This is a genomic window from Streptomyces sp. CC53, from assembly GCF_001865245.1.
Taxonomy (GTDB): domain Bacteria; phylum Actinomycetota; class Actinomycetes; order Streptomycetales; family Streptomycetaceae; genus Streptomyces.
Window position 1 is genome coordinate 15,432 of the sequence record NZ_MKXB01000104.1, and the last position, 20,843, is coordinate 36,274.

Below are 20,843 nucleotides of genomic sequence, written 5' to 3' on the forward strand. Positions count from 1 at the left end.
GCGGACCACACGGCCCGCCGCCCGGGCGCGCCGGAGTCCGCGGCCCGTCGGTCACCCGGGGCCGGACGCCGGTTCAGTCGCCCTGTACCGCCCCGTCCGGGCGCGCCGCGCCGTCGCCCCGGGACAGCAGCGGGGCCGTCTTCGGCAGCAGCTGCGCCGTCAGCAGCGTCGACAGCGCCGACGTGTCCCCGCCGCCCGGCCCGTCGGTGCGGACCACCACCGGCTGCGGCGCGTTCGTCGCGAGCTCCGCGCCCACCTCCAGCCGGCGCAGTGCCAACTCGTACTGGAGCACCGCCCGGTTGTCCCGGTACGCCTGCGCCAGCGCCCGCTGCGCCCGCGCCTCGTTCTCCGCGGAGATCAGGCCGCTGCGCCCGCGCGTCTCGATCTCGAAGCGCACCTTCTGCGCGTCGGTCTCCTGCTCCTCCAGCAGCTGCGCCACGGCCTCCCGCGCCCGGTTCAGCGCCGCCTTCACCTCGACGATGCGCGCGTCCCGCACCTTCTTCGCCCGCTCGATGTCCATCTGCAGGCTGTCGATCCGGCGCTTGCGGGTCAGCCCCCACTCCTGGTCGTACGCCGTGCGCTCCTTCGCGACCCGCTCCCGGGTCGCCAGGTGCTGCTGGTACTGGGTGGGCAGCTGGACGTCCGGGATGTTGCAGCCGGTGATCCGCACCCCGTAGCGGGACAGCTGGCGGTTCAGCAGGTCCTGCATGTCCGCGACGTCCGAGCCCCGCAGGTCGTACGCCCGCTCGGTGCGCATCCTGCGGGCCCGCTGCCGGATGGCGTCCTGCACGGCGGCCGACAGCACCAGGTCGAAGTTGCCCGCGCCGATGGTCCGCACGAACAGCAGCGCGTCCGTGATGCGGAACTTCAGGAAGAACTCGATCGACCGCAGCGGCACGTTCTCCTGCGTCGGGCAGGCCATGACGGGCGCCGAGTACGGGATCTCCGTCGCCGTGTCCACCACGAACTCGACCCGCGCCCACGGGTGCCACAGATAGTGGCGCCCGGCCTCCAACGTGCGGGTGTAGGCGCCGTAGTGGGTCAGGATGCCGTGCGTGCCCTGCTCGATCTCCACGATCGACGAACGCCACCACCACAGCCCGCCGACCACCAGCAGCAGCACCCCCACGGTGTACGCGACCGCGGCCAGCGCCCCGTACGCCAGCTCGCCCACCGTCCCGGAGCCGCCGGCCTCCACCGACAGCATCACCCCGCTGAGCAGGGCGAAGACGCCGACCCACAGCGGCAGCATCCACCACAGGCGGCGGCGCGAGCGCGGGATGATGACGGGAACCAGCGTGCCCGCCTCACCGCCCCGCAGCAGCTGCGCGATGTCGCTCCACGGGGCGACGGCCTCCGCGATGACCGACCGGTTGCTCGTGCGTGCCGCGCTCACAGCCCCGCCTCCTCGTCCTGCTCCTGCGCCTCTCCCGACGGGGTGCCGTCCCCGTCCCCGGACTGGGCCCCGCCGCCCGCGGACACCACACCCTCACCCTGCACGGCGGGGACCGTCGGCCGCTCCGCCTCCAGCAGGGCGTGGATCTGCGGGCTGCGCTCCGCGATCCGCTCCGCCACCTTGGCGAGCCGGGCCCGCATGGCCGCCATGTCGTCCGGGGTGAACAGCTCCGCGCCGCGCTCCCCGATCAGCTCGCGGGCCAGCAGCAGGAAGTCCACGCCCGCCGCCTCCGACGGATCGCCGGACCCGCCGATGCGCACGAGCTGCGGCAGGTGGTCCGCCACCTGCTCCAGGGTGTCCAGCACCCGCTGCTGGTAGCGGTACTCCAGGATCTCCGGCGCTTCGGCGGCCGTCATCGCCCGGATGTCCAGCGCCTGCGCCTCCAGCAGCGCCGCGTTCGCCTTCGCCTCGGACTCCGCCTGCACATAGCGCTGGCGGGCGAGTGCCTGCGCCCGGTTGGTCTCCCGCTCCACGGCCGTGTCCATCTGGGCCTGGTAGCTGGCGATGTCCGCCTGGATCGCCGACAGCGTCTCCTGCCGGCTCGCGAGCTCCTTGGCGAGGTCGCCCTCGTCCTGCTCCTTGCGCAGCTGGAGCGCGTACTCGTGGGTGTACGCCTCCTTCGCCACCCGCACCATCTCGGGGGACGCCAGGTCCATCCGGTAGCCCTGGTCCGACGGCTCGGCGTGGATGATGTTGGCGTTGGTCAGCTCCACCGCGGGCTGGAACTGCTGGTTCAGCGCCTCCAGCAGCCGGCCGGTGTCCTCACCGACCATGTCGTAGATCCCGGCGGCCTCCTGCTCGTAGATCAGCGCCCGGATCGTCTCGCTGACGGCGTTGGCGAGCTTCTCCTCGAAGCCGCGCACCGCGCCCAGCGTGTAGACGAACTCGGTCGGGTCGTTGATCCGGAACTGGATGAACAGGTCGATGGACGCCTTCACCCCGCCCTTCGTCGGCGCCTCCCGCACCGGGGCGTTGAAGGGGTACTCCCGGGTGGTGTTGAGGATGTACGACACCCGCTTCCACGGGCTGATGAGGATCACCCGGCCGGGTCCCACGACCTTCTCCAGCTTGCCGAAGCGGGTGATCAGGGCCTGGCAGCCGTCCGGCACCATCACCATGCCCTGCCGCGCCCACACGAAGCACACGGCGAGCACGGCGATCAGCCAGTAGTGCCAGCCGAACAGCGGGTGCCCGAGCACCCCGCCGCCCGTCGCCGCCACGACGGAGCCGCCGACCACGCCGACCACCAGCAGCAGCCCCACGGGCAGCATGCTCAGGAAGGACCGGCCCTTCGGCATCACCATGGGGCAGATGACGTGCGTGGGCTGGCCGTCCGCCCGCTGCTGCTCGCTGCGGTTGAGGGCCTGACCGGCCTCGTCGAGCGGCACGGTCTTCTGCGTCATCATCGTGGCGGTGCTGCCGCCCTGCTCCCGGGCCGCCGGGAAGTCCGCCGGGTCCATACCCTCGTCCTGCGGCTCCTGGCGCTCCCCGGACGGCGACCCGGCGCCGGAGGCAGCCGCCCCCGCGCCGCCGCTCCCGGTCGCGCCGAGGCGCCTGCGCGCCTCCGCCTCCGCGACCGACCGCGGGTCGCCGCCCTCGGCCAGTGCCTGCGCGATCCTGCGTACGTTCTGGGTCCGCGACACCCTGCCCCCTCACCTTGCTCGGTTGTGCTGTTCCCCTGACGGGCTCCTCCACCCTGTCACGTGCGGCGGGCGGGCACACTGCCGGGTGACGGCAGTCTTCCCCTCCCCACGCCGCCGATCGGCGCGGGTGGGGGGCGTCCATCGGGTACGGAAGTGCCCCCGGCGGTCGCCGGGGGCGGCTCGTCCGCCGGGTGACGGGACAGGGCGCGGTGCCCGGGGTGCCCGAGGGCCCGGAACCGCCGGCGGGGGCGTCCGGCGGCGCGGTCCTCGGGGGAGGGGCTGCTCAGGAGTAGGTGTAGAAGCCCGACCCGGTCTTGCGGCCCAGGCGGCCCGCGTCCACCATGCGCTGCAGCAGCGGGGGAGCGGCGTACAGCGGCTCCTTGTACTCGCCGTACATGGAGTCGGCGATGGAGGCGATCGTGTCCAGGCCGATCAGGTCGGACAGCTTCAGCGGGCCCATCGGGTGGGCGCAGCCGAACTCCATGCCGTTGTCGATGTCCTCGCGGCTCGCGATGCCGGACTCGAACATGCGGATGGCGGAGAGGAGGTACGGGACCAGCAGCGCGTTCACGACGAAGCCCGAGCGGTCCTGCGCGCGGATGGCGTGCTTGCCGAGCATCTTCTCGGCGAACACCTGGGCCCGCTCCAGGGTGGTCTCGGACGTCGTCAGCGCCGGGATCAGCTCGACGAGCCGCTGCACGGGCGCCGGGTTGAAGAAGTGGATGCCGATGACCTGGTCGGGCCGGGAGGTCGCCACGGCCAGCTTGACCAGCGGGATGGAGGAGGTGTTCGACGCCAGGATCGCGTCCTGCCGGGTCACCACCTGGTCGAGGACCTGGAAGATCTCCGTCTTGACCTGCTCGTTCTCGACGACCGCCTCGATGACCAGGTCGCGGTCGGCGAACTCGCCGAGGTCGGTCGTGAAGCTCAGGCGGTCGAGGGTGGCGTCCCGCTCCTCGTCGCTGATCTTGCCGCGCTGCGCGGCCTTGACGAGCGAGTTCTGCAGCCGGGTACGGCCGATCTCCAGCGCCTCCCCCGTGGTCTCGGCCACCATGACATCGAGGCCGCTGCGGGCGCACACCTCCGCGATGCCTGCGCCCATCTGACCGCAGCCCACCACTCCGACGCGTGCAATGTCGGCCATTGAGTCCGTCACCTCGTGCCTTTCGCTGAATCCGGCGGTGGCGGGCCCTCGTATGGTTCCGACGCGCCCGCCTCGACCCCCTGACGTTACTCCGTTCGTACGGACCGAGGAGGGGCGGGCGGCAGGGCGCGACACACGCCACATGCCGCAGAGCATCACAAACCCGGCGCGACCCGCGACACTGGCAGACGGCACGACGGCAGCCATGACGGCAGGAACCACGGCAGGGACGGCAACGGCATGACGAACGGGCACAGCACCCACCCGCACTTCAGGCGGCGCGGGCTGATCGCGGGCGCGGCGGGGCTGGCCGCCACCCTCCTGGTCGGCGGTGGCCTGGCGGGCGCGGTCGGAGAGGGGCGGGGCGTGCGGGACGGCGGCGACGGGGACGGCGGGCACCGGCGGGACGGCAAGGGCGGCGGCAAGCGCTCGCACGAGTTCCGCGGCATGTGGCTCGCCACGGTCGCCAACCGGGACTGGCCGTCGCGCCCCGGTCTGTCGGCCACCGCCCAGCGGGACGAGCTGCGGACCCTCCTCGACGAGGCCGTCGCCTGCCGTCTCAACGCGGTGATGCTCCAGGTCCGGCCCTGCGCCGACGCCCTGTGGCCGTCACCGTACGAGCCGTGGGCGGAGTGCCTGACCGGCACCCAGGGCAGGGACCCGGGCTGGGACCCCCTGGGCGCCGCGGTGGCGGAGGCCCACGAGCGGGGACTGGAGCTGCACGCCTGGTTCAACCCGTACCGGGTCGCCATGCACGCCGACCGGTCGCGGCTGGCCGCCGCGCACCCGGTGCGCCGGAACCCGGACTGGGCGGTGCCGTACGGCGGGAAGCTGTACTACAACCCTGGGCTGCCGGAGGTCCGCCGGTTCGTCGAGGACGCGATGCTGGACGCGGTGCGTGCGTACGACATCGACGCCGTCCACTTCGACGACTACTTCTACCCGTATCCGCTGGCCGGGCAGGGCTTCGACGACGACGCGGCGTACGCGGCGCACGGCGGGGGCTTCCCCGACCGGGCGGCCTGGCGGCGGGACAACATCGACCGGCTGGTCCGGGAGATGTCCGAAGGCATCAGGGAGCTCAAGCCGGACGTCCGTTTCGGCATCAGCCCCTTCGGCGTCTGGCGCAACAGGTCGACCGACCCGCGCGGCTCCGACACCCGGGCCCTGCAGACGTACGACGACCTGCACGCCGACACCTACACATGGATCAAGAAGCGCTGGATCGACTACGTCGTGCCGCAGCTGTACTGGCACATCGGCAACGGCGCCGCCGACTACGCCGCCCTCGTCCCCTGGTGGAGCGAGGCCGTCCGCGGCACGGGCGTGCAGCTGTACGTGGGGGAGGCGCTCTACCGCGCCGGCGACCCCGCGCAGGGCGCGGCCTGGCAGGACCCTGCCGAGCTGTCCCGGCACCTCACCCTGGCCCGCGAGCACGAGGAGGTCCTCGGGCATGTCTTCTTCGGCGCCCGCGACGTCGTGAGGGACCGGATCGGAGCGATGGCCCAGGTCGTCGCCGACCACTACGCGGCACCGGTCCGTGCGCCGCGCGGGGGTGCATCCTGAGGCACGTGGGGCACACGGGACCGCCCCTGTGCCCCGGCAGCGCCGCGTCGGGTCCGACGCCCTGCTAGAACTGCCCCTTGTGCCGCACGACGGCGTCGGGGCCCGGGGACATCACGGCCTCGTGCCCGTCGTCATCGAAGCGCACCCGGTAGGGCGGATGGCCGTTCTCGCCGAGCACCTCCACGATCTCGGCCGTGCGGTCGTGTTGACCGACCACCCTGCCGTGCACCAGCAGCCTGTCGCCTTTGGACGCTTCCATCAGGAGTGACCTCCTCGCGCTGGATTCCCCCTTTGGGGGCTATGGGGAGTCTACGTCCCGAAGTGTGCTCCATGTCACCTGAGGGCTGCCGTGCGGGTGCCCCCGCGGGCGGCCCGGACTCAGACGCCCGGCACCGAGCCGCACAGGAAGTCCGCCACGTCCAGCAGCTCCGGTGTCAGCCGGACGCCCGTCATCCGCTCGGCCAGGGCGAACGCGGCCTCGGTCGTGGCGCTCAGGCTCATGCCCTCCCGCTCCAGGTCGAAGCCCACCTCCCGCATCAGCGCGACCGCCGTCTCCGCCTCCGCGCCGCCCCCGGCACACGGGAAGAGCGGCTCGAAGCGCAGTCGCAGCCTCCCGTCCGAGTAGCGGCTGAACTGGTCCACCGCGGTCACGTTGCGGAAGTGCGTGACCAGTTCGGTGCCCCGAGAGAGGGGCGCCGCCATCTCCTCCAGGCTGCCGAGGAAGCCGTTCGGCTCGACCATCACCGTCCAGCCGTCCACCGCGCGCAGCCCCACGAAATGCCGGTCGTCCCCGTGCGCCCGCCACGCCTCCTTCGACGCTGCCACCAGCGCGGATATGCCCGTCACCCGCCCCTCGGGGCGGGCCCGCAGACGCTCCAGCACCTGCTCGGGCGTGACCGCGTGCACGAACGTCACGCAGCACGCCCGGACCAGCTCCGGGCAGTGGTGGTCGAGCCAGCGGTAGTCGGCAGCAGTCGCGTTCATGTCCCGATCGTGTCACCCACCACTGACAGGAAGCCCTTCCCGTGCGAGCGTTCGATCATGAAGGAGACAACTGCTTTCGGACCGTTCGAGATCTCGACCGACCCTGCCCGGCTGGATCGCGAACGCGTCCACCACTGGCTGTCCACCGACGCCTACTGGGCGCTCGGCCGGACCCGCGCCACACAGGACCTGGCCATCGACGGCTCGCTCAACTTCGGCGCCTACGACACCGCGACCGGCAGCATGGCGGCCTACGCCCGGGTCGTCACCGACGGCGCCACGTTCGCCTGGCTCTGCGACGTCTACGTCGCCCCCGAAGCCCGCGGCGGGGGCCTGGGCACCGCCCTCGTCGAGGCGGTCCGCGACCACCTCGCGCCCCGCGGGCTCAAACGGATCGTGCTCGCCACGGAGGACGCCCACGGGCTCTACGAGAAGTTCGGCTTCCGCCCCCTGGAGGCCCCCGACCGCTGGATGGCCCTCGGAGCGCGGTAACGGGGAGCTCCGCCGCACCGGCTAGCCTGACAGCACGATGAACGGTCTGACCACGCCCTGGGGCACGTACGCGCTCACCCGCCACCCCGAGCACCCCCGCGACCCACTGCGCGCCTGGGACGCGGCCGACGCGTACCTGCTGGGCAGGTTCGCCGAGCCGGGCGCCCCCGAGCTCACCGGAACCGTGGCCGTGGCCGGGGACCGCTGGGGCGCCCTCACCACGGCGCTGGCGGGCCGCCGGGCCGGGGCGGCGGGGCCGGGCGGGGCCCCCGCGGCGCGCCTTGTCCAGATCACCGACTCCCACCTGGGCCGGGAGGCCACCCGCGCCAACCTCGCCCGTGCGGGGCTCGCCGACGCCCCCGCCCTCGACCTGCTCACCACCCGCGACACCCCGCCGGACCGCGTCGACGTCCTCCTGGTCCGGGTCCCCAAGAGCCTCGCGCTCCTGGAGGACCAGCTCCACCGGCTCGCGCCCGCCCTCCACGAGGGCAGCACCGTCATCGGCACCGGCATGGTGAAGGAGATCCACACCTCCACCCTGGACCTCTTCGAGCGCCTCGTCGGCCCCACCCGCACCTCCCTCGCCGTCCGCAAGGCCCGGCTCGTCTTCAGCACCCCCGACCCCGCCCTGCCGCGCCCCGCCAACCCGTGGCCCCTCACGTACGCGCTGCCCGAGGACGCCCCCGGCGTCGGCGGCCGGACCGTGGTCACCCACGCGGGCGTCTTCTGCGCCGACCGGCTCGACATCGGCACCCGCCTGTTCCTCCGGCACCTCCCGCAGGGACTCGGCGCGGCCCGGGTGGTGGACCTGGGCTGCGGCAACGGCGTCGTCGGCCTCGCCGTGGCCGTCGCCGACCCGGACGCCGAGGTGGTCTTCACCGACGAGTCGTACCAGGCGGTCGCCTCCGCGGAGGAGACCTTCCGGGCGAGCGCCCCGCCCGCCGCGAAAGCCCGCTTCACCGTCGGCGACGGCATGGCGGAGCTCCCGGACGACTCCGTCGACGTGGTCCTGTGCAACCCGCCGTTCCACAGCCACCAGGCCCTCACCGACGCCACCGCCCGCCGCATGTTCATGGGTGCCCGCAGGGCCCTGAAAGCGGGCGGTGAGCTCCGCGTCGTCGGCAACCGCCACCTCGGCTACCACGTCACCCTCAAGCGCATCTTCGGGAACTGTGACGTGGTCGCCGGCGACCCGAAGTTCGTGGTGCTGCGCGCCGTCAAGAGCCCGCCGGGCAAGCAAGCCCGGGCCGGCACCGCCCCGCCCCGGCGGCAGGGCCGCCCCCGCCGACCCGCAGGGCGCAACCACCCCGGGGCCTGACCGGCGCGTCCCGCGCTGCCGGCCTCGCACACCCGGGCGGGCGCCACGGCGGTGACCGGTGGAGGCCGCCGCCCGCCCCCGGGACGGTACGCCGTGCCGTGAGCGCCGCCGCACCGGCCGTCGTCGGTACCGGCCGGGTCAGTCCCGGGACAGGCGGCTTCCGCAGTACCCGCAGAACCGGATGCCTGGCGTGTCCGGCGCCAGGCGGCCGCAGTCCGGGCACACCCGGTCCAGCAGGCACGCCGCCTCGCCGCCCGCCCGCTCAGGCCCCGGTGCCACGGCGGCTTCGGCCGCTCCCGGTCCGCGGCCGACGGCCATCCCCGGGCGGCGGCGGTGCACCGTGACGTAGTCCATGCCGTGCGGACCCGCGGCCAGGGAGCGGCGTGACCCGCTCGGCAGCCACACCACGCAGCCGCCCTCCAGGGCGGAAGAGCCGTCCGGCAGGTCCAGCCGCCCGTTGCCGTTCACCACGTACACCAGGACGTCGAGGTCCGGCTCGACATGCGACGCCACCTCCGCCCCCGGGGCCAGCCGCACCACGTTCGCGTCCAACTGCCTGCCCCCGGCGGCCAGCTTCCACAGGACGCCGCCCCGTTCGGGTGCCATAGCACGGACCAGCTCCGGCATGCGGGCGAGGACCCCGGGAGCCGACGCGGGGCCGGACGGCGGGGACGGGGACGGGGGCGGTGCCACGGTTCCTCCCGTAGGGGTGCGGGCGAGGGCGGACAGCAGGCGGAAAGCCGGATCCTAGCGGCTCACCGGCGCCCCGCCGTGACCCGCCGTCATGCGCGTCGGCACGTCAGCCGCAGCGACGGCCGGCCCCCGGACGCGAGGCTGCCGCACCACCGCTACCGGACGGGAGGCCGCCGCGCCACCCGGACGGGCGGCTGCCGGTGTGGCTGCGCGGGGGCGGCGGAGCCGCGGCCCGGGTCCGGTTCCCGAGCCCCTCACCGCCCCGGCACCGGCCCGGCGGGGGCCTGCGGCATCGTGGAGGGCGGCGCGGACCGTCCACCCCGAGGGGCCGTGAACCTTTCCGCCGGGACCGCCGACTGTCCCGGTGACACGCGGCACGGCGAAGGAGGTGTGGTGACCGGAGACAGGCGGCGGGACGAGCTGCTGGTGGTGCGCTGCCAGCTCGGTGAGCGGGAGGCACTGCGCGAGCTGGTGCGCGTCTGGCACGCCCCTCTGTGGCGGTACGTGCGGGGCATGACCGGCTCACCGCACCTCGCGGACGATCTGGCCCAGGAGGCGTGGGTCGCCGTGGTGCGGGGCCTGCCGCGGCTGCGGCAGCCGGACCGGTTCGCCCCCTGGCTGTTCACCATCGCCCGGCGCACGGTCACCGACCAGCTGCGGCAGGCGTACCGGACCCCGGAGACGAGCGTGGACGAGGCCCCCGTCGTCGTCGACGGCGACGACCGGATCGGCGGCGTGCTCACCGCGATGGAGAGCGAGGCCGGGCTCGGCGAGCGGCCACCCGCGGAGCGCGAGGTGCTGATCCTCTTTCACCTCCAGGACCTGCCGCTGGACGGCTGCGCCGAGGTGCTCGGCGTCCCGACCGGCACGGTCAAGAGCAGGCTGCACCGGGCGCGCCGCATGCTGCGCAGCGTCCTCACGGACAGGGGGTACGAGGGATGAACGCACCCGACGACACGGCCGCCGGGCGGGTCCCGCCCGAGCTGGAGCGCGTCCTGGCCGCGGAAGTCTCGCTGCGCTCCCGTATGCGGCACGTCGCCGTGGGACTCGCGGGCGGCGCGGGGGCGGCCCTGCTGGCGGTGCTGTGGGCCACCGAGCCCCGCCCGTTGCCCCCGCGCACCCAGGTCGCGTTCGCCGGACTGATCGCCGTCGGGCTCGCCTGGGCGGCCTTCGCGGGATGGGTGCTCGCCAGGCGCCGCCCCCTGTTCGCCCGGGACCGCGTGATCGGAGCCCGCCTCGCTCTCGCCGTGGCCGTGCTGACGTGCGTCGCCGGTACGGTGCTCGCCGCGGCCCGCGCCGGCGCGGCGGAGGCGTCGGCCGCGGGACTGGCCGGTGCCTGCATCGTCGTCGGGGCGGGGGTGGCCCTGCGGCGGGCGCGGTCACGCCGCCGTGCACTCCTGCGCCTGCGGGAGGCCCTGCGGGACGGAACCGACCGACACACGGCCGGCACGCGTCGGCGCCCCGGCACCCACGACAAGGAGGCATGACAGCCGTACCCGGAACCCCAGGCCCCACCGATCTCACGCATCACCGGTGCGCACCCACATCAAGAAGGCAGGACGACATGACCGACATGGACCGCCGCAAGCCCGCTCCCTTCGGCCCGCTGGCCCTCGCCCTCCGCCTGCGCGGCGCCGGCAGACGCACCGTCGTCCTGCTGGCGGTCCTGGCGGGGACGGCCCTGACCGCGGGCCTGGCCCTGCTGCTGACCTGATCCCTCGGCCCGGAGGGACCTTCACCGGCCGTTTCGTGCGACGGCAGCCACAGCTCGCAGGTCACGGTGGCGAAGCCGGCCGCGCGCTCCCGGGCGGCGACGATGGAGGGCCCGGGCGCAGCCGTCACGGCTGCGAGGGGAACCACTCCCTTTGGCTTGAGCCATGCCTCCCGGAAGGGCTTGAGGTCGCGGTGGGGAACACGCAGCCCGTGTCCCTCGACGAAGTGACGAGCCCGCCGGCTCAAGCCTTCGGGCGCCTGAGGAACCAGGGGCACCCGGGGGTCTGCCGTCACGGTTGCCGCCTCTCGTACGGAAAGGCCGGTGCGGCCGGGTGCGGCTGCGGAGCCCTGGACCAACGGACGGGGTCGTCGTCAGGGCCGCCGGTGAGCCAGGAACCGTCGCCCAGGGGCACCAGCTCGTACGGGTCGCTCGCCTCGACGATGAACTCGCCCCTGAGGGTGCCCGTGCGTACGTCGACCAGGTGGTGGCGGAACCACTCCTCCTCATCCTGACTCTCGCCGCCCAGGGTGACGATGGCCGTGTCCTCGGTCAGGTAGCCGCCGCTCCATTCCACGAAGGACTCCTCCGGGTCGTACCCGAAGGCTTCGACAGGGAAGGTGAAGAGCACGTCCCCGTCGGGGTGGTCATGGAAGGCGACGTCCGCCTGCTCGTGGTCCACGGTCATGAACTGGCGTCCGGACGGAGCCAGGTCGATCAGACAGCGGGCCTGCCACGGGTACGTCACGAACTCCGGTTCGCCGCCCGCCCCGACCGTGCCGCGGAGAATGACAGAGCCGTCCTGTCCCTCACCGATGTCGAGGTAGATGCTGATACACGACCCGCTCCAGATCCTGCCGGAGCACCGACGCTACGGCCTCCTCGCCATCCCGCGGCTGGAAGACCGCTGTGGGCTCCAGCCTCCCGAAGACGCCGGTGCCCACGACGTAGGCGTGAATCTCACCGCCGCGGAGACGCGTGATGACCTTCGGTGGCGGCTCGGGGATCATCCGCCGAGGCTAATGCCCGGCTCAGGAAGCTCAAGAGCCGGGGCGGTGTGTGCCCAGGCTGGCGAGGCACGGGCCGGCTGCAACGCTCAAGAGCCATCGAGAGCACGATGTCTCGACAACACAGCGTTACGGAAGCAAGATCCGCCAAGTACTGCGCTCATCCGCCAACTAAGAGCCTGCGCAGATAGGCGGGTGGAGCACCCGGCCAGCGAGGTGGGCACAGGTCTCCGTGATCATGGAGTTGCGACGCTCTGTGATCACTGGGGAGACCTGTGCCCGTCCTTCCAGCATGGCTGACCGACCCTCTGTGGGACCAATTCGCGGCCCTGCTGCCCGAGCGTCCCGCGGTCGATCCGGCCCACCCGCTGGGGTGCCACCGGCCCCGCATCGGCGACCGGATCGTGTTCGACAAGCTACTGCAACTGCTGCGGTTCGGCTGCTCGGACCAGGCGATCGCCGACACCACCTGCTCAGCGACCACCATCCGCAACCGCCGCGATGAGTGGATCTCCCTCGGCGTCTTCGCCCGGCTCAAACAGATCGCGCTGGAGTCCTACGACCGGATCGTCGGGCTGGAGCTCGATCAGATCGCCGTCGACGGCTCGATCACCAAGGCCCCCGGCGGCGGCGAGGTCGCCGGGCGCTCACCGGTCGACCGCGGCAAGCAAGGCCTCAAACGCTCGGGCATGACGGATGGTTATGGAATTCCGCTCGGCAGGGTCCTCGCAGGAGCGAACCGCCACGACTCCCCGCTGCTCGCCCCGACCTTGGACCTGCTGGAGCACCTGGGACCGCTGCCCGACGACATCATCGTGCACCTGGACGCCGGCTACGACTCGGACAAGACGCGCATCGAACTGGCCGCCCGCAACCTGCACGGCCGCATCGCGCACAAGGGCGAGGCAGCGCCGATCCAGGCCAGCGAGCGGTGGCACGTCGAGCGCACGCACGCGTGGCAGAACGCCTTCCAGCGACTTGCCCGTTGCTACGAGCGTCGTGCGACTGTCGCCAACGCCTTCTTCGACCTCGCGGACACCATCATCACCGTTCGTAGCCTGATCCGCCAGGCCTGGACCACCCACCGCTGGGACCACCGCCCCAAACGACGCCCGTGACCACCCGCCCATCTGCCCGGCCTCTTACACGCAGACTGTTCCCGCTGATCAGCAACCCAGGCGTGGATCAGACGCCGCGGGTGTCGTAGGTCTCGCGGTTGGCCAGCACGTCGTCCATGTGCACCTCGGCCCATGCCTTGAGGCCGCGCATCATCTCGTACAGCGACAAGCCGAGATCGGTCAGCTCGTAGGACACCGTGACCGGCACGGTCGGCACCACGGTGCGGGACACCAGGCCGTCGCGCTCCAGGGAGCGCAGCGTCTGGGTGAGCATCTTCTGGCTGACGCCGGCCAAGAGGCGCTGCAGTTCTGAGTAGCGCATCACCCGGGGCCCGCCGGCGCAGTTGGCGCCGGGCTGATGCGCGCTGTCGCTGCCGAGCGCGGCCAGGATCAGCGTGACCCACTTGTTCGAGATCCGGTCGAGCAGCTTGCGGCTGGGGCAGGCCGCCACGAAGGCGTCGTACTCCGCCTTGGCCTGTGCCCTTTGCTGGGCTGCCGTCATCGTCGCCATGGACCACTCCTCTCACCCGTGGGTGCCCTACGCACTTCGAAGTGCCTGCTTCCCCATAAGAAGCTACGCACCAATAGTGATGCAAGGCTCCGCTAGGCACCATCCCCTGGCTCAACACGAAAGGCACACCATGAGCACCCCCTCCGCCTCGCTTCCCGGCGGCACCTGGACCCTGGGCGACCTGACCGTCACCCGGTTCGGCTACGGCGCCATGCAGCTCGCCGGCCCCTGGGTCATGGGTCCGCCCGCCGACCGCGAGGGCGCACTCACCGTTCTCCGCGAGGCCGTCGGCCTCGGCATCACCCACATCGACACCGCCGACGCCTACGGGCCGCACGTCACCAACCAGCTGATCCGCAAAGCGCTGCACCCGTACTCCGACTCGCTGCACATCGTGACCAAGGTCGGCGCAACCCGCGACTTGGAGGGAGGCTGGCCCCCGGCACGCAAGCCTGAAGAGCTGCACCGGGCCATCACTGAGAACCTGGAGAACCTTGGCCTCGACACGCTGGACGTGGTCAACCTTCGGCTCGGCGACGCCCAGGGCCCCGTGCCCGGTTCGCTCGCGGAGGCGTTCGGGGCGCTCGTCGACCTCCAGCGGCAGGGCCTCATCCGGCACCTCGGCGTGAGCAACGCGACGTCGGAACAGGTCGCCGAGGCACGCTCGATCGCGCCGATCGTGTGCGTGCAGAACATGTACAACCTCGCCCACCGCCACGACGACGACCTGATCGACGAGCTCGCAGAGCAGGGTATCGCCTACGTGCCCTTCTTCCCCCTCGGCGGCTTCAGCCCGCTGCAGTCCTCGGCACTCACGGCCGTAGCCGCTCGGTTGGACGCGACGCCCATGTCGGTCGCCCTGGCCTGGCTGCTGCAGCGGTCGCCGAACATCCTGCTGATCCCCGGCACCTCATCGGTGGCACATCTGCGCGAGAACGCCGTCGGCGCGGGACTCCCGCTGTCCAACGACGATCTCGCCGAGCTCAACAAGATCGGCCGCTAACCCTACGGCGCTCACCAGCGGCTGGGGCCGGATCGACCGCGGGACGCTCGGGCAGCAGCGCCGCGAATAGATCCGCAGGTCGGTCAGCTTGCTGGAAGAACGGGCACAAGTCCAGTGAACACAGAGCGTCGCAACTCCATGATCACGAACACCAGTGCTCGCCTCACTGCCTGGACGCCCCACCCGCCTATCTGCGCGAGCTCTGAAACTCTCGGTCGCAAACCACGATCGCGGACCGTTGACTCCTCATTGCATAAAACTGCGATGCTGCGTATAGTCATGCCATCGAATGGGAGGTCCGATGACGGTGCGCGTGGCAGTGGCAGGAGCGAGTGGGTACGCGGGCGGAGAGGTGCTCCGGCTGCTGCTCGCCCACCCCGGTGTCGAGGTCGGCGCGCTCACCGGCAACTCCAACGCCGGGCAGAAGCTGGGCTCGCTCCAGCCGCACCTGGTTCCGCTGGCCGACCGGGTGCTGGAGCCGACCACCGTCGAGGTCCTCGCCGGGCACGACGTGGTCTTCCTCGCCCTGCCGCACGGCCAGTCCGCGGCCGTCGCCGAGCAGCTCGGCGACGATGTCCTGGTCATCGACATGGGCGCCGACTTCCGGCTCCGGGACGCGGTCGCCTGGGAGCGGTTCTACGGTTCCCCGCACGCCGGGACGTGGCCCTACGGCCTCCCCGAGCTGCCGGGTGCCCGCGGCGCGCTGGAGGGGGCCAAGCGCGTCGCGGTGCCCGGGTGCTACCCCACCGCCGTGTCCCTCGCCCTGTTCCCTGCGTACGCGCACGGGCTCGTCGAGCCGGAGGCTGTGATCGTCGCCGCCAGCGGCACCTCCGGCGCGGGCAAGGCCCCGAAGCCGCACCTGCTCGGCTCCGAGGTCATGGGCTCCATGTCCCCGTACGGCGTCGGCGGCGGCCACCGGCACACCCCGGAGATGGCCCAGAACCTGGGCGACGCGGCCGGCGAGCCGGTCACCGTCTCCTTCACGCCGGTCCTCGCCCCCATGCCCCGCGGCATCCTCGCCACGTGCAGCGCGAAGGCGAGGCCGGGCGTCGGTGCGGCGGACGTGCGGGCCGCGTACGAGAAGGCGTACGGCGACGAGGTCTTCGTGCACCTCCTGCCGGAGGGGCAGTGGCCCGCGACCGCCTCGGTGTACGGCTCCAACGCCGTCCACGTGCAGGTCGCGTACGACGGGGCCGCCGGGCGCGTGATCGCGGTCAGCGCCCTCGACAACCTCACCAAGGGCACGGCCGGCGGCGCCGTGCAGAGCATGAACATCGCCCTCGGGCTCCCCGAGGACACGGGACTTTCCGCCGTCGGAGTGGCCCCGTGAGCGACGGGCGCGCAGCCGCCGGCCCGGGGGCGAGGGCGATGGCCGCACCGGCGCTCCCCCTGACAAGGGCTGGGGGTGCCCCCCGCGGGGGCGGAGAAGCGAACGGGCGGGCACGGTGAGCGACGCGCGCGCGGGCACCGGCCCGTGGACGACGAGGACGGCCGCACCGGCACGCTGTGCGGGCGGAGAAGCGAACGGAGAAGAGCAGTGAGCGTCACGGCAGCCAAGGGGTTCACGGCGGCGGGTATCGCCGCCGGGATCAAGGAGAACGGCAACCCGGACCTGGCCCTCGTGGTCAACACCGGTCCGCGCCGCGCCGCCGCGGGCGTCTTCACCTCCAACCGTGTGAAGGCCGCCCCCGTCCAGTGGTCCGAGCAGGTCCTGAAGAGCGGCGAGTTGTCCGCCGTCGTCCTCAACTCCGGCGGCGCCAACGCCTGCACCGGCCCGCAGGGCTTCCAGGACACGCACGCCACCGCGGAGAAGGCCGCCGAGGTGCTGGACATCGGCGCCGGCGAGGTGGCCGTCTGCTCCACCGGCCTGATCGGCGTGCTCCTCCCCATGGACAAGCTGCTCCCCGGCGTGGAGAAGGCCGCCGCCGAACTGTCCGAGCACGGCGGTGAGAAGGCCGCCATCGCCATCAAGACCACCGACACCGTCCACAAGACGGCCGTCGCCACCCGGGACGGCTGGACCGTCGGCGGCATGGCGAAGGGCGCCGGCATGCTCGCCCCCGGCCTCGCCACCATGCTGGTCGTCCTCACCACCGACGCCGACGTCGCCGCGCCCGACCTCGACAGGGCGCTGCGCGGCGCCACCCGCGTCACCTTCGACCGGGTGGACTCCGACGGCTGCATGTCCACCAACGACACGGTGCTGCTGCTCGCCTCCGGCGCCTCCGGCACCGCTCCCGCGTACGACGACTTCGCCGAGGCGGTCCGCGAGGTGTGCGACGACCTCGGCCGCCAGCTGATCGGCGACGCCGAGGGCGCCAGCAAGGAGATCAAGGTCGAGGTGGTCAACGCCGCGAGCGAGGACGACGCCGTCGAGGTCGGCCGGTCCATCGCCCGCAACAACCTCCTGAAGTGCGCCATCCACGGCGAGGACCCCAACTGGGGCCGGGTGCTCTCCGCGATCGGCACCACCTCCGCCGCCTTCGAGCCCGACCGGCTGAACGTCGCCATCAACGGCGTCTGGGTCTGCCGGAACGGCTCGGTCGGTGAGGACCGCGACCTCGTCGACATGCGCTACCGCGAGGTGCGCATCACCGCCGACCTCGCCGCGGGGGACGCCTCCGCCGTCATCTGGACCAACGACCTGACCGCCGACTACGTCCACGAGAACAGCGCCTACTCGTCATGACCCACACCACGCGGAAGCACACCGCGCTCCCCAAGGCGCAGATCCTCATCGAGGCGCTGCCCTGGCTCACCCGCCACCACGGCAAGACCGTCGTCATCAAGTTCGGCGGCAACGCCATGATCGACGACGAGCTGAAGGCCGCCTTCGCGCAGGACGTCGTCTTCCTGCGGCACGCCGGCCTCAGGCCCGTGGTCGTCCACGGCGGCGGCCCGCAGATCAGCGCCGCCCTCGACCGGCACGGCATCGTCAGCGAGTTCAAGGCGGGCCTCCGGGTCACCACCGAGGACGCGATGGACGTCGTGCGGATGGTCCTCGCGGGGCAGGTGCAGCGCGAACTCGTCGGTCTGCTGAACCAGCACGGCCCGCTGGCCGTCGGCATCACCGGTGAGGACGCCCACACGATCACCGCCACCCGGCACCGGCCGCGCATCGACGGCGAGCACGTCGACATCGGCCGGGTCGGCGAGATCACCGCGCTCGACACCGGCGCGATCGAGGCGCTCCTCGCGGACGGCCGCATCCCGGTCGTCTCGTCGATCGCCCGCTCCCAGGACGACGGTCACGTCTACAACGTGAACGCCGACACGGCGGCCGCGGCGCTCGCCGCGGCGCTGGGCGCCGAGACACTCATGGTCCTCACCGACGTCGAGGGCCTCTACGAGGACTGGCCGAACAGCGACGAGGTCATCAGCCGCCTCACCGCCACCGAACTCGAAAAGCTCCTCCCCGAGCTGTCCAGCGGCATGGTGCCCAAGATGGAGGGCTGCCTGCACGCCGTGCGCAACGGCGTCCACACCGCCCGCGTCATCGACGGCCGCGTCCAGCACTCCATCCTGCTGGAGATCTTCACCGACGAGGGCATCGGCACGATGGTCGTGCCCGACACCGAAGGGGGCACCCCGTGAGCGCGAACGAGGAACTCACCCGGCGCTGGCGGTCCGCCATGACGGACAACTACGGCACACCCCGCTTGCCCCTGGTCCGCGGTGCCGGAACGTACGTGTGGGACGCCGAAGGCAAGCGGTACCTGGACTTCGTCGGCGGCATCGCCGTGAACGCCCTGGGTCACGCCCATCCCGCGGTGGTGCAGGCGGTCTCCGAGCAGATCGCGTCCCTCTCCCACGTCTCCAACCTGTTCGTCGCCGAGCCCCCCGTCGCCCTCGCCGAGCGGCTCCTGCAGCTCGCGGGCCGCCCCGGCCGGGTCTTCTTCTGCAACTCGGGCGCCGAAGCCAACGAGGCCGCCTTCAAGCTCGGCCGGCTGACGGGCCGCACGCACATGGTCGCCACCACCGGCGGCTTCCACGGCCGCACGATGGGCGCGCTGGCCCTGACCGGGCAGCCCGCCAAGCAGCAGCCGTTCCTGCCGCTGCCCGGGGACGTCACCCACGTCCCGTACGGGGACGCCGAGGCCGTGCGCGCCGCCGTCACCACCGACACCGCCTTCGTCATCGTCGAACCCGTCCAGGGCGAGAACGGCGTGGTCGTGCCGCACTCCGAGGGCTACCTGCGGGCCGTCAGGGACATCACCAGGGCCACCGGCACCCTCCTCGTGCTCGACGAGGTCCAGACCGGCGTCGGCCGCTGCGGCCACTGGTTCGCACACCAGGCCGAAGGGGTCGAGCCGGACGTCGTCACCCTCGCCAAGGGCCTGGGCGGCGGCCTCCCGCTCGGCGCGCTCCTCGCCTTCGGGGAGGCGGCCGAGCTGCTGAAGCCCGGCCACCACGGCACCACCTTCGGCGGCAACCCCGTGGCGTGCGCCGCCGGACTGGCCGTCCTGGACACCCTGGCCGCGGACGGCGCCCTCGACCGGGTCAAGCGTCTCGGCGAGCGGCTCCGTGAGGGCGTCGAGGCGCTCGGCCACCCTCTGGTCTCCCACGTCCGCGGCGCCGGACTGCTGCTGGGTATCGTGCTCACGGAGCCGCTCGCCGCCCAGGTGCAGCAGGCGGCTCAGGACGCCGGCCTCCTGGTGAACGCACCGGCCCCCGACGTCGTCCGGATCATGCCCCCGCTGATCATCGGTGACGACGACGTGGACGCCTTCCTCCAGGCACTGCCGGGCGCCCTGGACCACGCCCACGGGGAGACACGAGCCGGAGAATGACACAGCGATGACCGAGGCGCACGACAACGGGCAGGGCGGGTCCAACGGGCAGGGCGGACCTGCCGTGCCCCACACCCGCACGGCACGCCACCGCCGGATCGTGGACATCCTCAACCGGCAGCCGGTGCGCTCGCAGAGCCAGCTGGCGAAGCTCCTCGCGGACGACGGACTGAGCGTCACCCAGGCGACGCTCTCCCGCGACCTCGACGAGCTCGGCGCGGTGAAGATCCGCAACACCGGCGGCGAACTCATCTACGCGGTGCCCAGCGAGGGCGGTTTCCGCACCCCGCAGGCACCGCTCGGGGAGTCCGCCAAGGAGGAGCGCATGCGGCGCCTCTCCGGTGAACTCCTCATCTCCGCCGAGGCGTCGGCGAACCTGGTGGTCCTGCGCACGCCGCCGGGCGCCGCCCAGTTCCTGGCCTCGGCCATCGACCAGGCCGAGCTGCACGCGATCCTCGGCACGATCGCCGGCGACGACACCCTGCTGCTCATCTCCCGCGAGCCCGAAGGAGGCCAGGCCCTGGCCGACCACCTCCTGCGCCTCGCCGAACGGGACCGCTGAGGCACCCCCTGGGGGGAGCCGCAGGAGCGGCGCGGTGACGCGGAAGGGGCGTCAGGCGGCGGCGTGACGCGGACGGGGCGGGCTGCCCACGGGTCGTGGTGCCGTGCCTGCCGCCTCGTCACCGGGCCGGGCTCACCGCCCGTCGCCGCGTCGGCCGCTGTGCCCGCCGTCCCGTCACCGCGCCTGCCGCGTCGTGCCGATCCGGATGAGGGGGCGCGCGTCCTTCCGTACCCACCGCAGGATCCGCACCATCGCCTCCCGGGACACCGACACGCAGCCCGCCGTCGCACCCTTGCCGTGGACGTGCAGGAAGATGCCGGCCCCCCGCCCCCGCACCGGGCGGTCGTAGTTGAAGGCGACGACCAGACCGTAGGCGTACTGCTGCGCGTAGGTGACGAGGTGTTCGGCCTCGTCCGCCCGGCAGTCGGCGGGCAGCGGCTCCGCCCAGCGGTTGTACGACGCAGACGCGTTGTCCTGGCACCACCACGAGTCCTCGCGCACCCGGCGGTACGGGTAGGACGTGCCGCGCGGGGGCGGCTCGATGCCGAAGGCGTACGGGAGCCCGTACACGCCGGCCGGCGTCGTCGACGTGCCCTGCTCGCGCTGCTCGCCCGCCACCAGGCCGCCCGCACCGAACCGGGCCGGGGCCGAGCCGACGCGGACCCACCGGCCCCGCCCGCCGCGCCGCTCCCACCAGCTCACCGTGCCGCTGGTCGCCCCGGCGTGCGGGGCCTCGGCGGTGATCAGTTGCCCGCCCGGGGGCGCGGCGTGGGCGGGGGAGAGGGCCGCGGCGGGAAGGAGGAGCAGGGCTGTGGTGGCGAGGGCGAGGCGGCGCATGCGCCCGA

At 72.8% G+C, this 20,843-nt stretch carries 21 protein-coding genes and 1 pseudogene; 13 read left to right on the forward strand and 9 right to left on the reverse strand.

Features of this window, described 5'->3' with window-relative positions:
- Nucleotides 1-73: 73 nt before the first annotated feature.
- The 3 genes from BJP40_RS09440 to BJP40_RS09450 form a co-directional block, all read right to left on the reverse strand.
- Nucleotides 74-1,396 (reverse strand): SPFH domain-containing protein, encoded by a 1,323-nt coding sequence (locus BJP40_RS09440; protein ID WP_071279995.1) that lies wholly within the window; start codon nucleotides 1,394-1,396, stop codon nucleotides 74-76.
- Complete coding sequence (locus tag BJP40_RS09445) at nucleotides 1,393-3,099, reverse strand: SPFH domain-containing protein (protein WP_079171049.1); 1,707 nt, start codon at nucleotides 3,097-3,099, stop codon at nucleotides 1,393-1,395. The genes BJP40_RS09440 and BJP40_RS09445 overlap by 4 nt, the downstream gene beginning before the upstream one ends.
- A 283-nt stretch (nucleotides 3,100-3,382) precedes the next feature.
- A complete protein-coding gene (locus tag BJP40_RS09450; RefSeq protein ID WP_071265792.1) occupies nucleotides 3,383-4,243 on the reverse strand; it encodes a 3-hydroxybutyryl-CoA dehydrogenase in 861 nt (286 codons plus the stop codon).
- A gap of 240 nt (nucleotides 4,244-4,483) precedes the next feature.
- On the opposite strand from BJP40_RS09450, the gene BJP40_RS09455 reads away from it, so the two are divergent.
- Nucleotides 4,484-5,809, forward strand: coding sequence for a glycoside hydrolase family 10 protein (locus BJP40_RS09455; RefSeq protein ID WP_107416746.1), 1,326 nt, complete (start codon nucleotides 4,484-4,486; stop codon nucleotides 5,807-5,809).
- Between the two features lie 64 nt (nucleotides 5,810-5,873).
- Here the strand turns inward: BJP40_RS09455 and BJP40_RS09460 are convergent, their stop codons facing one another.
- Nucleotides 5,874-6,068, reverse strand: coding sequence for a DUF1918 domain-containing protein (locus tag BJP40_RS09460; RefSeq protein ID WP_071265794.1), 195 nt, complete (start codon nucleotides 6,066-6,068; stop codon nucleotides 5,874-5,876).
- Nucleotides 6,069-6,187: 119 nt separating this feature from the next.
- Complete coding sequence (locus tag BJP40_RS09465; protein ID WP_071265796.1) at nucleotides 6,188-6,793, reverse strand: DUF6461 domain-containing protein; 606 nt, start codon at nucleotides 6,791-6,793, stop codon at nucleotides 6,188-6,190.
- Between the two features lie 57 nt (nucleotides 6,794-6,850).
- Here BJP40_RS09465 and BJP40_RS09470 point away from each other — a divergent pair, with 57 nt between their 5' ends.
- Together BJP40_RS09470 and BJP40_RS09475 are read left to right on the forward strand one after the other, a co-directional pair.
- Complete coding sequence (locus BJP40_RS09470) at nucleotides 6,851-7,285, forward strand: GNAT family N-acetyltransferase (protein ID WP_071265798.1); 435 nt, start codon at nucleotides 6,851-6,853, stop codon at nucleotides 7,283-7,285.
- Between the two features lie 37 nt (nucleotides 7,286-7,322).
- Nucleotides 7,323-8,603 carry a methyltransferase gene (locus tag BJP40_RS09475; RefSeq protein WP_071279996.1) on the forward strand — a complete coding sequence of 427 codons (1,281 nt, stop codon included), beginning with the start codon at nucleotides 7,323-7,325 and terminating at the stop codon, nucleotides 8,601-8,603.
- Between the two features lie 138 nt (nucleotides 8,604-8,741).
- Here the strand turns inward: BJP40_RS09475 and BJP40_RS09480 are convergent, their stop codons facing one another.
- On the reverse strand, nucleotides 8,742-9,209 hold the full coding sequence (locus BJP40_RS09480) for a cupin domain-containing protein (protein WP_254792893.1): 468 nt from the start codon (nucleotides 9,207-9,209) through the stop codon (nucleotides 8,742-8,744).
- 480 nt (nucleotides 9,210-9,689) lie between these two features.
- On the opposite strand from BJP40_RS09480, the gene BJP40_RS09485 reads away from it, so the two are divergent.
- The 3 genes from BJP40_RS09485 to BJP40_RS34135 all read left to right on the forward strand — a co-directional run bounded on the left by BJP40_RS09485 (nucleotide 9,690) and on the right by BJP40_RS34135 (nucleotide 11,010).
- The gene (locus BJP40_RS09485) at nucleotides 9,690-10,238 is read left to right on the forward strand and encodes an RNA polymerase sigma factor (protein ID WP_071279997.1); all 549 of its coding nucleotides are present in this window, start codon (nucleotides 9,690-9,692) and stop codon (nucleotides 10,236-10,238) included.
- Nucleotides 10,235-10,783 (forward strand): transmembrane transport protein, encoded by a 549-nt coding sequence (locus tag BJP40_RS09490; RefSeq protein ID WP_177204345.1) that lies wholly within the window; start codon nucleotides 10,235-10,237, stop codon nucleotides 10,781-10,783. Before BJP40_RS09485 ends, BJP40_RS09490 begins: the two co-directional genes overlap by 4 nt.
- A gap of 77 nt (nucleotides 10,784-10,860) precedes the next feature.
- The gene (locus BJP40_RS34135; RefSeq protein WP_175500003.1) at nucleotides 10,861-11,010 is read left to right on the forward strand and encodes a hypothetical protein; all 150 of its coding nucleotides are present in this window, start codon (nucleotides 10,861-10,863) and stop codon (nucleotides 11,008-11,010) included.
- 289 nt (nucleotides 11,011-11,299) lie between these two features.
- On the opposite strand, the pseudogene BJP40_RS09495 reads toward BJP40_RS34135, so the two are convergent.
- Nucleotides 11,300-12,017 (reverse strand): annotated as a pseudogene (locus BJP40_RS09495) (hypothetical protein).
- Nucleotides 12,018-12,289: 272 nt separating this feature from the next.
- Here BJP40_RS09495 and BJP40_RS09500 point away from each other — a divergent pair.
- A complete protein-coding gene (locus BJP40_RS09500) occupies nucleotides 12,290-13,132 on the forward strand; it encodes an IS5 family transposase (RefSeq protein WP_071279998.1) in 843 nt (280 codons plus the stop codon).
- Between the two features lie 67 nt (nucleotides 13,133-13,199).
- Here the strand turns inward: BJP40_RS09500 and BJP40_RS09505 are convergent, their stop codons facing one another.
- On the reverse strand, nucleotides 13,200-13,643 hold the full coding sequence (locus BJP40_RS09505; protein ID WP_071279999.1) for a helix-turn-helix domain-containing protein: 444 nt from the start codon (nucleotides 13,641-13,643) through the stop codon (nucleotides 13,200-13,202).
- Nucleotides 13,644-13,773: 130 nt separating this feature from the next.
- Here BJP40_RS09505 and BJP40_RS09510 point away from each other — a divergent pair, with 130 nt between their 5' ends.
- The 6 genes from BJP40_RS09510 to BJP40_RS09535 all read left to right on the forward strand — a co-directional run bounded on the left by BJP40_RS09510 (nucleotide 13,774) and on the right by BJP40_RS09535 (nucleotide 19,998).
- Nucleotides 13,774-14,646, forward strand: a complete 873-nt coding sequence (locus tag BJP40_RS09510; protein ID WP_071280000.1) for an aldo/keto reductase family oxidoreductase — start codon at nucleotides 13,774-13,776, stop codon at nucleotides 14,644-14,646.
- A 301-nt stretch (nucleotides 14,647-14,947) separates the two neighbouring features.
- The gene (argC, locus tag BJP40_RS09515; RefSeq protein ID WP_071271129.1) at nucleotides 14,948-15,976 is read left to right on the forward strand and encodes an N-acetyl-gamma-glutamyl-phosphate reductase; all 1,029 of its coding nucleotides are present in this window, start codon (nucleotides 14,948-14,950) and stop codon (nucleotides 15,974-15,976) included.
- A 207-nt stretch (nucleotides 15,977-16,183) separates the two neighbouring features.
- The gene (gene argJ / locus BJP40_RS09520) at nucleotides 16,184-17,335 is read left to right on the forward strand and encodes a bifunctional glutamate N-acetyltransferase/amino-acid acetyltransferase ArgJ (protein ID WP_071271132.1); all 1,152 of its coding nucleotides are present in this window, start codon (nucleotides 16,184-16,186) and stop codon (nucleotides 17,333-17,335) included.
- Complete coding sequence (argB, locus tag BJP40_RS09525; RefSeq protein ID WP_071271135.1) at nucleotides 17,332-18,240, forward strand: acetylglutamate kinase; 909 nt, start codon at nucleotides 17,332-17,334, stop codon at nucleotides 18,238-18,240. Before argJ ends, argB begins: the two co-directional genes overlap by 4 nt.
- Nucleotides 18,237-19,436 carry an acetylornithine transaminase gene (locus tag BJP40_RS09530; RefSeq protein ID WP_079169452.1) on the forward strand — a complete coding sequence of 400 codons (1,200 nt, stop codon included), beginning with the start codon at nucleotides 18,237-18,239 and terminating at the stop codon, nucleotides 19,434-19,436. Before argB ends, BJP40_RS09530 begins: the two co-directional genes overlap by 4 nt.
- A 7-nt stretch (nucleotides 19,437-19,443) precedes the next feature.
- On the forward strand, nucleotides 19,444-19,998 hold the full coding sequence (locus BJP40_RS09535) for an arginine repressor (RefSeq protein ID WP_071271138.1): 555 nt from the start codon (nucleotides 19,444-19,446) through the stop codon (nucleotides 19,996-19,998).
- Nucleotides 19,999-20,172: 174 nt separating this feature from the next.
- On the opposite strand, the gene BJP40_RS09540 is transcribed toward BJP40_RS09535, so the two are convergent.
- Entirely contained in the window at nucleotides 20,173-20,835 is a 663-nt protein-coding gene (locus BJP40_RS09540; RefSeq protein WP_071280001.1) for a L,D-transpeptidase, read from the reverse strand.
- Between the last annotated feature and the right edge of the window lie 8 nt (nucleotides 20,836-20,843).

Coding starts and splice junctions, on each gene's coding strand:
- BJP40_RS09470 (WP_071265798.1), top strand. CDS start 6,851: ATGAAGGAGACAACTGCTTTCGGACCGTTCGAGATCTCGACCGACCCT.
- BJP40_RS09450 (WP_071265792.1), bottom strand. CDS start 4,243: ATGGCCGACATTGCACGCGTCGGAGTGGTGGGCTGCGGTCAGATGGGC.
- BJP40_RS34135 (WP_175500003.1), top strand. CDS start 10,861: ATGACCGACATGGACCGCCGCAAGCCCGCTCCCTTCGGCCCGCTGGCC.
- argB (WP_071271135.1), top strand. CDS start 17,332: ATGACCCACACCACGCGGAAGCACACCGCGCTCCCCAAGGCGCAGATC.
- BJP40_RS09460 (WP_071265794.1), bottom strand. CDS start 6,068: ATGGAAGCGTCCAAAGGCGACAGGCTGCTGGTGCACGGCAGGGTGGTC.
- BJP40_RS09535 (WP_071271138.1), top strand. CDS start 19,444: ATGACCGAGGCGCACGACAACGGGCAGGGCGGGTCCAACGGGCAGGGC.
- BJP40_RS09475 (WP_071279996.1), top strand. CDS start 7,323: ATGAACGGTCTGACCACGCCCTGGGGCACGTACGCGCTCACCCGCCAC.
- BJP40_RS09490 (WP_177204345.1), top strand. CDS start 10,235: ATGAACGCACCCGACGACACGGCCGCCGGGCGGGTCCCGCCCGAGCTG.
- BJP40_RS09465 (WP_071265796.1), bottom strand. CDS start 6,793: ATGAACGCGACTGCTGCCGACTACCGCTGGCTCGACCACCACTGCCCG.
- BJP40_RS09510 (WP_071280000.1), top strand. CDS start 13,774: ATGAGCACCCCCTCCGCCTCGCTTCCCGGCGGCACCTGGACCCTGGGC.
- BJP40_RS09540 (WP_071280001.1), bottom strand. CDS start 20,835: ATGCGCCGCCTCGCCCTCGCCACCACAGCCCTGCTCCTCCTTCCCGCC.
- argC (WP_071271129.1), top strand. CDS start 14,948: ATGACGGTGCGCGTGGCAGTGGCAGGAGCGAGTGGGTACGCGGGCGGA.
- BJP40_RS09455 (WP_107416746.1), top strand. CDS start 4,484: ATGACGAACGGGCACAGCACCCACCCGCACTTCAGGCGGCGCGGGCTG.
- BJP40_RS09505 (WP_071279999.1), bottom strand. CDS start 13,643: ATGGCGACGATGACGGCAGCCCAGCAAAGGGCACAGGCCAAGGCGGAG.
- BJP40_RS09480 (WP_254792893.1), bottom strand. CDS start 9,209: ATGGCACCCGAACGGGGCGGCGTCCTGTGGAAGCTGGCCGCCGGGGGC.